The sequence below is a fragment of the Clostridium aromativorans genome (assembly GCF_020908015.1).
GTDB classification, from domain to species: domain Bacteria; phylum Bacillota; class Clostridia; order Clostridiales; family Clostridiaceae; genus Clostridium_B; species Clostridium_B aromativorans.
Window position 1 is genome coordinate 21,735 of record NZ_JAJJPB010000029.1, and the last position, 13,436, is coordinate 35,170.

The following is a 13,436-nucleotide window of genomic DNA, read 5'->3' on the forward strand; positions in this document are numbered from 1 at the left end:
AAACTATTTGTAAAATATAACTGGAAGTCTATATATTGTAAATAAAATTCCACATATCATCAACAATTCCTCTATAGCAGAACCAACTTTAGAATTAGTTCTATAAGTGAGAGGAAATTTAAATTTCTTATTTTCAACAGGATAAAAAAGCGGTACTCCCCTATTTGTAAACATATCACATAACAAATGCATGCCGTAACCTACCATAAAATAATAAACCAAATAATGGATATTGTACATATTACCTAGATATCCTACAATAAAAGAAAACATTATCATACCTGTAAAACTGTGAGTTAATCCATTTCTATGAGAGGATACTGCTATTATAATGAAAGATATTCCAATAGCCTTCATTATTGGGGCATCAGTATATAAATAATCATACCAGATAAAAGTTATTCCAATACAGCCATAAAAAATAACTTTGGTAAATTTGTTTTTAAAAGGAAGAATATATTTATTTACTATGCTTTTAGGGTGATCTACATCCGGCAATATAGATGCAAATGCCACCAATAAAAGTCCCATAAAATTAAATTTGCCGGGAAGTATGTTGTAAATTGATAAATAGGTGATTAGCCCCATGCCTATATGAGTTTTCCCCTTCATATTTTCTCCTCATTAACTGTCATAATATTAGACAACTTTCATGCTTTTAATTTCAATAACCCCTTTATTGACTATATTATAGCATTAAATTCAGAGTAACTTCGTATTTTACATCAAAATTTCCCGGGAAATTTATACAATTGGAAATATATAATCGACAATACACAATTTACAGTTATTTTCTAAGTGCTGTCCTCATAACTTCCGCCGCTATAGAAGCAGCCAATTTTCCTCCCTGTCCTCCATTTTCTACAATCACCGCCACAGCTACTTTTGGATCTTCATAAGGTGCAAAACCTATGAACCAGGAGTGAGGTGGTGAATATTTTCCCATAGATTCATTGTCTGCTGTTCCAGTCTTTCCAGCTACGTCCATTCCCGCTATGGAAGCATTAACTCCTGTTCCCGATTCCACTACAGATCTCATAAGATCTCGCATGACATCTGCTGTGCTGGTGGATATCAACTGTCCTACCTGTTCCGGCTGTATACTTTTTACCTCTTGGCCCGTATTTGTAAGTACATCACTTACCAAATGAGGCTTCATAAGAATTCCTCTGTTGGCTATAGTGCTTGTAACCACTGCCATCTGAAGCGGACTCGCCAGGTCACTGCTCTGTCCTATGGCACTTTGGGCTATGCTTCCTTTTTCATAGGACTTAAGAGATGGAAACTTGCTGGGTTCCACTGGTATGCCATCTGTTGGGATTTCTTTGTTGAAAAATAATTTCTCTGCAGTCTGCTTTAATTTGTCATTTCCCAATTCAAGCCCCAGAGTTCCAAAATATACGTTGCTGGAATGTGTATACGCATCTTTGAAATTTATGCTTCCCAAAACTTCTCCTTCAAAATTATTCAGTGAATAACCTCCTCCCAGAGGGAGGCTCCCGGTATCTTGGATGTACTTATTCTGAACACCAGGTATATTTTCCAGGGCACTTATGGCAGTCACGGTCTTAAAAGTGGAACCAGGAGGATACAAACCTGCTGTAGCTCTGTTCAAAAGCGGTTTATTACTGTCTTGGTTCAATTGTTTCCAGGTATTTTGCAGGTTATTTGGATCAAAAGAAGGTCTTGAGACCATGGCTATTACTTCTCCAGTCTTGGGATTCAAAGCCACAACAGCACCCTTATTACTACCTAAAAGATTATAAGCCGCCTGCTGGGTGTTTAGATCTAAAGTTGTCTTCAAACTATAGCCGATCTTTTTTTGAGCCTTTCCTTTGTTTAATATGAAGCTCTTTATACTGTCCTGAATATTTGAGGACATAAGTTCCTCATCGTACTTTCTCTCAAGACCTGTAATCCCATATTTAATATCTACATACCCAAGCACATGGGCAAATATAGCTCCTCCGGTATACTCTCTCTTTTGAGTTTCTGCATTTATAGGTTGACTTTTAGTGAGGGCATTGCCATTTCTATCATATATGGTTCCCCTGAGCACTTCATTTCTCTTTATCCAAAGCCTCCTATTGTAGGTACTGTTCAATATTTTCGGGCCTGTTAACATTTCAAAATAGGTCATGTAGGAGATAAGAGCTATAAAGCATATTAAAAAAACCATCATTACCTTTTTTATATTATTCAATATGTCATTCATCCTTCTACCTACCTTCCTCTGATATTTTTTGAATTATGCCTAAAGAAAAAAACGTTATTAACATGGAGCTTCCGCCCCTGCTTACAAGAGGCAGAGTTATACCCGTAAGGGGAATGGCATTCATAACACCTCCGACTATAACCAGTACTTGTGATGCTATCATGGCGCTGTACCCCACAGCCAAAAGCCTTGAAAATTCATCGTTTCCATACACGGCAGCTCTCATACATCTATAAAACAACAAAAAATACAATATTATTATGGCAAATCCCATCAATATCCCCAATTCCTCACAAAGTACTGCAAATATAAAATCCGTAGTATTTATGGGCACATATTCGGGGTGTCCCAATCCCAACCCTGTTCCAGTAAGTCCTCCAGATGCTATAGAAAACATGGATTGGACAATTTGATAGCTTTGATCATTTGCATATGGCCAGGGGTTTTTCCATATCATAACTCTTGTTCTAACATGATCAAACAGTTTATAACTCATCAGGGCCCCTGCAGCAGATAATAAAAAGCAAACTATAACATATTTAAATTTTGAAGTTGCTATATAGAGCATGGTTATAGCTATTCCAAAAAATATGAGGGCAGATCCAAGATCTCTCTGAATCACCATGAACCCAAGGGACATCATTACAACCAGTGCAGGTATTATAAGGCTTTTGAAATTCTTATAATCCTTTAGGTCTGCAGCTAAATACGCAACTAAAAATAACTTTCCAAATTCCGAGGGTTGAAACTGAAAGCCAGCTATATCCACCCAGTTCTTAGAACCATTTAACTCAATGCCGACAAAAGTACCCATTCCCATAAATATCAGCGTGAACACCAGATAGATATATTTATACTTGCTGAACCTACTTGTATCCGGCATTAAGACCACAATAAGTATAAATCCTGTAACCCCCACTGCAAACCAGACTATCTGTTTGATTGCAACTGCCATGTTCAATCTATACAACATCACCATACCTATAACAGACAGTATACTGGAAAAAATAAATATATATTTATCTCCATCGGAAAAAAATTTTCTTATTACAAAATATGAATATCCTATAAGCAGGCAGATTACCAGTGCCATTACCATGGCTCCTTTATCAAAAGGCTGCTTTATTATTGCCAGATTAAAAAAGCATATGAAGCATAAAAAGTATGTATATTTCAATAATTTTTTTTCGTCCTTAATAGAGTCCAATACTCTCACCACCCATCTATTTACAGCAATTTTATAATATTCAAATTAAAACTACCCTATGACCTTAAAAGACGTATTACCTATTCTTATTTCATCTCCGGAATTCAGATAGTGCTTTCCCCTTAGTTTTTTCCCGTTTAAAAGAGTTCCGTTAGTGCTTTCCAAATCCTCCAATATGCAGTCCTTTCCATTTTTTATATAAATTCTGGCATGATGCCCTGATGCATAAGGATCTTCTAATATAAGCTGATTATCATTTTTTCTTCCTACGGTTATTTCTCTTCTAACCGGAATCACAGCTCCCTTCCTGAGATTGGAATTATTACCCGGGTTTATCACTTCAAGTCCAAAGGATTTTCTATTTATTCTTCTCGCTCTTCTACTTCCCACTTTTATATCCTTATACATTATCCTGAGCGCCCAAAATATTATAATATAAACTATACCTATGATTACAATTTTAAAAATCATACTCAATTTACTCAGATCCATTTAAAAGTATCCTCCTTAACACATAGAAAGACTAGCATTATAAGTGTGCCTATGCTAGCCTTTATATAAATTATAACATTTCTTTTAAATATTGTCCCGTATAGGAGCTTTTATTTTTAGCTATTTGTTCTGGAGTGCCAGTACAAATAACGGTGCCGCCTTTTTCTCCGCCTTCAGGTCCAAGATCAATGATATAATCTGCACACTTTATAACTTCTAGATTGTGTTCTATAACTACCACCGTATTACCTACATTTACAATTCTCTGGAGTATATTTATAAGTTTACTCACATCATCTATATGAAGCCCCGTAGTAGGCTCATCCAGTATATACAGTGTTTTTCCAGTACTTCTCTTGGACAATTCATAAGCTAATTTAATCCTCTGAGCTTCTCCTCCAGACAATTGTGTAGAAGGCTGCCCTAATTTAATGTATCCAAGTCCTACGTCTGCCAATGTCTGTAATTTATTTTTTATTCTAGGTATATTCTCAAAAAACTCCAGGGCCTCTTCCACCGTCATATTTAGTACATCATCAATATTCCTATTTTTATATTTTACCTGGAGAGTTTCCCTATTATACCTTTTTCCCTTACATACTTCACAGGGTACATATACATCTGACAAAAACTGCATCTCTATTTTTATTATCCCATCACCGCTGCAGGCTTCGCACCTGCCGCCTTTTACATTAAAACTAAACCGTCCCGGTTTATATCCCCTCATTTTAGCTTCCGCCGTATTTGAAAACACTTCTCTTATTATATCAAATACTCCTGTATAGGTGGCAGGATTTGATCTGGGGGTTCTTCCTATGGGACTTTGATCTATATTTATGATCTTATCTATATTCTCTACACCGAGAATGCTGTCATAAGCTCCCGGATTATCTTTCGAATTGTTCAATTTCTTATGCAGGGCCTTATATAATATTTCATTCACCAAAGTACTTTTTCCCGATCCGGATACTCCAGTAACGCAATTAAATATTCCCAGCGGGAAATCCACATCTATATTTTTCAAATTATTCTGCCTGGCCCCTATTACTTTTATAAACTTGCCGCTGCCTTTTCTCCTCTGTTTGGGAACTTCTATTTTCTTCTTGCCCGTCAAGTACTGCCCCGTTATAGATCTTTCACAATTCATGATATCTGAAATAGGCCCCGCTGCCACTACTTCCCCACCATGCTCTCCTGCTCCAGGTCCTATGTCAACTATAAAATCTGCCTGCTTCATGGTATCTTCATCATGTTCCACAACTATAAGAGTATTCCCTACATCTCTCAGATGCTTCAATGTAGCAATAAGCCTATCATTATCCCTCTGGTGAAGTCCTATGCTTGGTTCATCCAATATGTAGAGTACACCTACCAGCCCGGAACCTATCTGAGTGGCAAGTCTTATCCTCTGTGCTTCTCCTCCGGACAGTGTTCCAGCTGTTCTCGAAAGGGTCAGATAATCCAATCCCACGTCTATTAAAAACTGAAGTCTGCTGTTTATTTCCTTAAGTACCTGATCACTTATTAGCCTATCCTTTTCCGACAGCTCTATTTCCTTGAAAAATTTCAGTTCGTCTTTTATGGACATACTAGAGAGCTCAAATATATTTTTTCCACCCACTGTAACAGACAGTGCAGCTGGATTCAATCTAGCTCCCTTACATGTTGGGCATGGGTTATCACTCATGTAATTTTCTATTTCCCTTTTTATATAGTCGGAATTTGTCTCCATGTATCTTCTCTTTAAGTTATTCACCACTCCTTCAAAAGAATGATTGAATTCCATTATCCTATTATCCTTTTTATATCTTACTCTTACCTTTTCTCCTCTGAGTCCGTACAGGAGTATATCTAAAACTTTCGGGCTGAGTTTTTCTATTGGAGTGTCCAATTTAAATTTATACTTGTTGGAAAGGGCCTTCAATATACTGAAAGTCCAGGAATCCTCTTTTAAGCTTCCTTCTCCCCAGGGCATTACAGCCCCCCCAAGTATACTCTTTTTTTTGTCAGGTATGACCAAATTTTCGTCTATTTCAAGAAGAGTTCCAAGTCCGTCACAGGTATCACATTTTCCAAAAGGTGAATTGAAAGAAAAAGTTCTAGGAGTGATTTCTCCTATACTTATACCACAGTCAGGACATGCAAACTTTTCACTAAAAAGCACATCCTCTCCACCTAAAACATTTATTATAACTACACCTTCTGACAATTTAAGAGCAGTTTCAATAGAACCTGCTAATCTGCTTCTTATGTCATTTTTGATTATTAACCTGTCTATGACCACCTCAATGGTATGCTTTTTATTCTTCTCAAGTTTTACCTCTTCATCTTCCAAATCAACTACATCACCGTCAATTCTTGCTCTTATAAATCCGTTTTTGACTATATTGTCCAATACTTTCACATGTTCTCCCTTTCTCCCTTTAATTATGGGAGAAAGTACCTGTATTCTGGTTTTTTCAGGCATGCCCAAAATTCTATCTACCATCTGATCCACCGTCTGCTGTGATATCTCTCTACCGCATTTAGGGCAATGTGGTACACCTATACGTGCATATAGAAGTCTCAGATAGTCATATATCTCAGTAACAGTCCCTACAGTAGAACGTGGATTCCTGCTGGTTGTCTTCTGATCTATGGATATTGCAGGGGATAGACCTTCAATGTATTCTACATCAGGTTTATCCATCTGGCCCAAAAACTGCCTGGCATAAGCAGACAATGACTCTACATATCTCCTCTGCCCTTCCGCATATAAAGTATCAAAAGCTAATGAGGATTTTCCCGATCCTGAAAGTCCGGTAAAAACTATCAATTTATCTCTAGGTATAGTTAAGCTCACATTCTTCAAATTGTGTACTTTAGCACCTTTTATCACTATGCTATCTTTCATTGGTTTAACTCCTTAGGTATTTCGATTATATTTATACAAGCTTTTTATTTTTCTGCTTTTTCAGCTTTGTTATTATATCCCTCAATTTTGCAGCTTCTTCAAACCTCAGTTCTTTAGCTGCCGTCCTCATCTGTTTCTCATGGGTCTTTATAAGTTCATCTATTTTTTCATTATCGGCCTCTACAGCTTCCTTTAAACTATTATATTCCTGTTTTTCTTCCAAAACCATAGTTGACTCTATAACTTCTCTTATATCTTTGTGTATAGTCGTAGGTGTAATACCATTTTTCTCATTATAGGCCATCTGTATTTTTCTTCTCCTTTTAGTCTCGCTTATAGCCTTATCCATGGAATTGGTGATAGTATCCGCATACATTATAACTCTGCTTTCAGAATTTCTGGCAGCCCTTCCTATAGTTTGTATAAGTGATCTCTCCGATCTTAAAAAGCCCTCTTTATCCGCATCCAAAATGGCAACCAATGCAACCTCCGGTATGTCAAGCCCCTCCCTTAAAAGATTGATACCAACTAAAACTTCAAATTCGCCCTTTCTCAAATCCCTTATTATCTTCATTCTATCTATTGTTGATATATCTGAATGTAAATATCTAGCTCTTATATCCATGTTCTTAAAATAATCCGTCAAATCCTCTGCCATCTTTTTTGTAAGAGTGGTTACAAGGGTTCTAAAACCTTTAGATGAGGTTTCTCTTATATTATTGTAAAGATCATCTATCTGCCCTTTAATGGGTTTTACTATGATTTCCGGATCCAAAAGTCCCGTAGGTCTCAATATCTGTTCAGCTACATTTTGCGAATGTTCCAGTTCATAATCCGAAGGGGTGGCGCTTACAAACACCACCTGATTTATTTTTTTCTCAAACTCCCCAAATTTAAGTGGTCTATTATCATAGGCCGAAGGAAGTCTAAAACCGTATTGTACCAGGGAGTCCTTCCTTGATTTATCCCCTGCATACATGGCTTTCACCTGAGGAAGAGTAACATGACTTTCATCTATAAATAAAAGAAAATCCTTTGGAAAATAATCTATAAGAGTCTGGGGTGGAGTTCCCTTTGCCCTGCCGTCCAATATTCTGGAATAATTTTCAATTCCACTGCAGTATCCAACTTCACGTATCATCTCTATATCAAAATTAGTCCTCTGTTTCAACCTCTGGGCTTCAAGTAATTTGTCCTGGGATGTGAGTTCTTCAAGTCTGTCTTCAAGCTCCTCTTCTATTTTATTTATAGCTATTTCAAGCCTTTCCCTGGATGTAGCAAAGTGAGATGCCGGGAATATGGAAACATGATTTCTAATTCCAATGGTTTTTCCTGTAAGTACGTCAAATTCTCTTATTCTATCAATTTCATCTCCAAAAAACTCCACTCTTATTCCATGATCCGTAGATGAAGCCGGAAATATGTCTACTATATCCCCTTTTACTCTAAAAGTTCCCCTCACAAAATTTATGTCATTTCTTTCATATTGAATTTCCACTAATTTTTTCAACACATCATCCCTGTTTTTTATCATACCCGGTCTTAGGGACAACGTCAGCTTCTTATACTCTTCCGGATTACCAAGTCCATAAATACAGGATACTGAGGCCACTACTACAACGTCTTTTCTCTCCAAAAGGGCAGAAGTAGCTGAGTGCCTTAACTTATCTATCTCATCATTTATGGAAGCATCTTTTTCTATATATGTATCTGTCTGAGGTATATAAGCTTCTGGTTGATAGTAATCATAGTATGATACAAAATATTCCACACTGTTTTCAGGAAAAAATTCTCTAAATTCCGAACACAATTGTGATGCCAGAGTTTTATTATGAGCTAGTACAAGAGTGGGCTTTTGTACCCTTTCTATTATATTTGCCATGGTAAAAGTCTTGCCCGAACCAGTTACACCAAGTAGTGTCTGAAATTTATCTCCTTTTAAAATACCTTTTGTTATACCATCTATTGCTTCAGGCTGATCACCCGTAGGTTTAAATTTAGAATGTATTTTAAATTTTCCCATTTTTAATCATCCTTATCTTTATTTTTTATCTTGTTCAGTACATCAGAAAATTTATTCTTATCCAATTTTATCACCATACTATTCTGAGGTATTTTTCTTGGTACAAACACTATGCCTAATTTTTTATCTTCATTCATTTTACTGTAACTTACCTGCTCAAAATTTCCTGCTTCCTTTTTTACCTTGAGCCATATAAAATTTGAACATTTTCTGATAACTTCTGCTATCTTATCTTCATTGTCGATTTTCTCATTATTTATTTCCACCAACATATCCCCACTTCTAATTCCCATTTCATTGGCAGGAGAATTAGGTGCAACTGCAAGTACCATTATACCCTCACTGCTGCTTACATACTTTGGTACTCCCTTTACTTCTAAATGCCTTTGAAACATTATAATTCCCTCATGAGCCACCGGTGCAAATATAACCACTAAAAACTTCAACCAAATATTCAAAACTGCAAGTTGAGCCATGCCGAATAAAATAACACTATATAATATTATTAGGCCTCCTGATAAAAACGATTTTTCCTTAGTATCTCTTGTAAAAGTCACACTATTGTATCCCATCACTGCATAAAATGGTATTAAAGATACCACCGCACTTTTTAATATATCATATGGAATGGAACTGTTTATAAGCGGCCACCATGCAGGAACAGCTACCTGCCAGGAGCTTCCTATCATCGTTCTGCTGTGAATTATAAAAAATACGGCTATCGGAATTGTCCAATATCTTTGAAGGGCAAATCCTCCTACTATATTCCCATTTTTACTTGAAAAAACAGGAACTGCACCCTTTTTCCCATCCAGTATAATCAAAATTCCCTCTACAAAATGCAATATAGCTACCATGCTCATAAGCGCCACCACATCTATTTTTAAAAAATCCAGATTGGGAATGTTAAAAGTTTGGGAAGACATGGCCAATATAAGGCTTAAAAATCCCAATATTGCTCCAGAATAGGAAAAGCATATAAATCTCACATTAAAAAACATAAAAACGATAGATGCCAAAAATATTAAATCTACAGCTGAATCTTCGTCAAAAACCACCCCTAAATATGACATAATAACACTGGCCAATATGCCTCCAAAAATTCCTATCACAATTTGAGATATTGTAAGTTCAAAAGGAGAATTGATTCCCTCTCCAATTATCATTTTTTGCATTATAACTGTCTGTTTATTCTTTCTATATAATGTAAACACCAAAATAGCTAGAATTAACACTAAATAGGGTTCCGTCAGTGCAAAAGCTATAGATTTCAACGTGTACAATAATATCATTAAAACTTAATTCCCCTCTCGCAAACTAAGTTAGACAGAAACCATCTGTCTAACTTAAAATCTCAAATATATTATAATTATATATTCACATATCGTCAAAATTATCTACAATTCTATTTTATTTTATTTTTTGCTATATTTAAAGCTTTATTAAATTGTGGATCTTTATTTCTATCATAAGGTGAATTTTTAAGAACTTCGGGGTATTCCACTTTCACATCAGGTTTTATTCCCTTTTTGTGTATATTTTCACCATTTGGAGTATAGTATTTAGAAATAGTAACCTTAAGTGCAGTCCCATCTCCTGTATCCAGAACGGTCTGAACGACTCCCTTTCCATAAGTCTTTTCTCCAACTAAAGTCCCAAGTTTATAATCTCTAATTGCTCCCGAAAATATTTCCGAGGCACTGGCTGTATTCCCATTGGTAAGTACAGTTAAGGGCAGTCCGTTAAAATCTCCACCTTTTGATTTATATTCTTTTTTATTATTATACTTATCTATAGTGGAAACTATTACTTTGTCCTTCGGTACAAAATTGGAAATCATATCTACACATTGATCCAGCAGTCCCCCCGGATTATCTCTCAAATCCACTATTAGTGATTTCATCCCCTGACTTCTCAATGTATTTAATTTATCCTTAAAACTTTTAGCTGTATTTTCATCAAACATAGACACCTGTATGTATCCTACATTATTTTGAAGCATCTCGCCAGTTACTGTAGAAATGTCTATCTTTTGTCTGTTGACTTTCACATTGAAGCTGCCTTTATTTTTTCTGTACAACGTAAGGGTAACTTCTGTATTTTCCTTACCCTTCATAAGCGATACAGCTTTATCAAGATCCTTTCCATTTACAGTAATCCCATTCACTTTTTGAATTATATCATTTGCAATTATTCCTGCTTTTTTAGAAGGTGAACCATCAAACACACTCATTACTACAATATTGTTGTTTTTTGACGTAACCTGAATTCCTATTCCACTGTAATTTCCTTCAGTTTGAACATTAAAATCATCATATTCTTTTTTATTCATAAATACAGTATATGGATCATTTAGTGACGAAGTCATTCCTTTAATGGCTCCCTCCACTAATGTATTATCATTTATAGGTCCATCGTAATATTTATACAATTGGTTTCTGACCTCAAATAACTTTGAAAATTCTCCCATTACATTACTTTGAGTATTTTTTATAAAACTAGTAGTTCCAAACATTGTAAGAATATTTGTCACAAGTACAATAACTACAGTCCACGTTATCCATCTTTTTTTACTTTTCAAACTATACACCTCGTTTTCTGAAACATTCACTATATAATAGTATTTATGTAAATCTTAAATAATTATAACACTAAAAAATAAATTTGCGGAAATATTTATAAATACTTTCAAGACAATTATAAAGTGATTGTTAGTTTTAGGTTGAGTTTGCTCATAAAACCATAGAGGCTGTTTCAAATAAATTTCGAAACAACCTCTAATAAACAGTTAATAAAAAGCTATGTCAATTTAAACATTTAAAAATTTTCTAATAGACATTACACTTCCTGCTGCACCTATTATCACACCTGCTAAAATAAACAATCCAAACACAGTGGTAGCCACATAATGCGGGCTTATCAATTGCATCATTATAAATGCAGATGACGCCTTAGCATAAACTATCCTATACAGATAATACAGTACTAAATTTGATACTATTGCCCCTATTACCCCTATTATTATACCTTCTATAATAAAAGGCCATCTTATGAACCAATCTGTAGCTCCAATATATTTCATTATACCTATTTCTTTTCTTCTTGAATAAACTGTTATCTTTATTGTATTTCCTATTAAAAACAGTGAAACTCCTATGAGCAATACAAATATAATACTTCCTGCCCACTTTATAGTTCTGGTTATAGTTACAATTTTATCTACAATACCTCTCCCATCCTGGATACTGTATATTCCAGGCATTCCTTTTATGTTGCTGACTACCTTGGAAATAATTTCCGGACTGCTAACTTTAACTATGTATGAACTTGGAATCGGATTGTCCTTATCTAGTCCCTCCACCAGTGATTTATTCTGATCTCCCAGTTGCTTTTTAAATTTATTCAGCGCCTCAGATTTTGTTTCATAGCTCAAATTGACTACTCCATCTATATTCTTTATCTTATCTTCAATATCCCTTTTTTGAGACATAGTTATATTATCTTCCAAATACACTTTTGCTTCTACCTTAGACTGTATCTCCAATATTCCCTGTTTGATATTCAGCATTGTAAGCATAGATATTCCGAATATAAAAAGTGTAGCTGCTACTGTTGCCGCTGCTGCTATACTTATAGTCTTATTCCTCTTTAAACTTCTAAATGCATCTTTCACAAAAAACCCCATGGCACTAATCCTCATAACCGTATGCACCCCTCTGTTCATCTCTTACTATAATACCTTTTTCTATTGCTATAACTCTCTTTCTCATAGAATTCACTATATTGCTTGCATGGGTTGCCATTAATATCGTAGTTCCAGCATGATTTATGTCATTTATAGTATCCATTATATCCATAGAAGTATCTGGATCTAAATTTCCTGTAGGTTCATCCGCTATCAGTATAGATGGATTATTTACTATAGCTCTTGCCAGAGAAATTCTCTGCTGCTCTCCACCCGAAAGCTCATGGGGAAAGGATCTATATTTGTTGGCAAGTCCAACCAGGGACAATACAATGGGGACCTTTTTCCTTATTTCTCTCAAGGGTGCTTCAATTACCCTCATGGCAAAAGCCACATTTTCATAAACATTGAGGGTTGGTATTAGCCTAAAATCCTGAAAAACAACTCCCAACCTTCTTCGATATAAGGGTATTTGATTTCTCTTTAGTTTCGTAATGTCTACATTATTAACTATTATATTTCCACTTGTAGGTTCAATTTCCTTTAAAATAGTTTTCACAAATGTAGTTTTTCCCGCACCGCTAGGTCCAACTAAAAACACAAATTCTCCCTTTTGGATATCCAGGTTTATATTAGACAATGCAAATATGTTGTTGTTGTAAACCTTGCTCACGTTTTTAAACTGTATCATTTAAACCTCTCCTTATATTTAACAAGTTTCCAAGCTTGCACATTACATCAAACATTATATCATAATAATGCAAAAAACCAAAAGTTAAATATATGAAAGTCACAGTAAAAATTTATATGGCGCAGATTTTCCCTCAATATGAATACTCTTCCTTTTTTATTATGGGCGGAAACTGTCCCTTGTATTTTAAAAATGCATTTTTGATACTTATTACAATAATTTTAATGTGA

The 13,436-nt window shown here is 35.3% G+C and carries 10 protein-coding genes; all 10 read right to left on the reverse strand.

Translation table 11 applies throughout. From position 1 onward, the window contains the following. Positions 1-3: 3 nt before the first annotated feature. Entirely contained in the window at positions 4-612 is a 609-nt protein-coding gene (locus LN736_RS16060) for a metal-dependent hydrolase (protein WP_150356734.1), read from the reverse strand. A gap of 175 nt (positions 613-787) precedes the next feature. Continuing rightward, positions 788-2,215 (reverse strand): peptidoglycan D,D-transpeptidase FtsI family protein, encoded by a 1,428-nt coding sequence (locus LN736_RS16065; RefSeq protein ID WP_150356735.1) that lies wholly within the window; start codon positions 2,213-2,215, stop codon positions 788-790. A gap of 4 nt (positions 2,216-2,219) precedes the next feature. Next, positions 2,220-3,422 carry an FtsW/RodA/SpoVE family cell cycle protein gene (locus LN736_RS16070; RefSeq protein ID WP_150356736.1) on the reverse strand — a complete coding sequence of 401 codons (1,203 nt, stop codon included), beginning with the start codon at positions 3,420-3,422 and terminating at the stop codon, positions 2,220-2,222. Positions 3,423-3,473: 51 nt separating this feature from the next. Continuing rightward, positions 3,474-3,914 (reverse strand): FHA domain-containing protein, encoded by a 441-nt coding sequence (locus LN736_RS16075; protein ID WP_150356737.1) that lies wholly within the window; start codon positions 3,912-3,914, stop codon positions 3,474-3,476. Between the two features lie 70 nt (positions 3,915-3,984). Then, a complete protein-coding gene (uvrA, locus tag LN736_RS16080; protein WP_150356738.1) occupies positions 3,985-6,807 on the reverse strand; it encodes an excinuclease ABC subunit UvrA in 2,823 nt (940 codons plus the stop codon). A 31-nt stretch (positions 6,808-6,838) separates the two neighbouring features. Further along, complete coding sequence (gene uvrB / locus LN736_RS16085) at positions 6,839-8,830, reverse strand: excinuclease ABC subunit UvrB (RefSeq protein ID WP_150356739.1); 1,992 nt, start codon at positions 8,828-8,830, stop codon at positions 6,839-6,841. Between the two features lie 2 nt (positions 8,831-8,832). Next, the gene (locus LN736_RS16090; RefSeq protein WP_150356740.1) at positions 8,833-10,122 is read right to left on the reverse strand and encodes a PDZ domain-containing protein; all 1,290 of its coding nucleotides are present in this window, start codon (positions 10,120-10,122) and stop codon (positions 8,833-8,835) included. A 113-nt stretch (positions 10,123-10,235) separates the two neighbouring features. Continuing rightward, positions 10,236-11,411: a S41 family peptidase gene (locus LN736_RS16095; RefSeq protein WP_150356741.1), complete on the reverse strand. Its 1,176-nt coding sequence runs from the start codon at positions 11,409-11,411 to the stop codon at positions 10,236-10,238. 228 nt (positions 11,412-11,639) lie between these two features. Continuing rightward, the gene (gene ftsX, locus LN736_RS16100) at positions 11,640-12,530 is read right to left on the reverse strand and encodes a permease-like cell division protein FtsX (RefSeq protein WP_150356742.1); all 891 of its coding nucleotides are present in this window, start codon (positions 12,528-12,530) and stop codon (positions 11,640-11,642) included. After that, positions 12,520-13,206 (reverse strand): cell division ATP-binding protein FtsE, encoded by a 687-nt coding sequence (gene ftsE, locus LN736_RS16105; RefSeq protein WP_150356743.1) that lies wholly within the window; start codon positions 13,204-13,206, stop codon positions 12,520-12,522. Before ftsE ends, ftsX begins: the two co-directional genes overlap by 11 nt. Positions 13,207-13,436 lie beyond the last annotated feature (230 nt).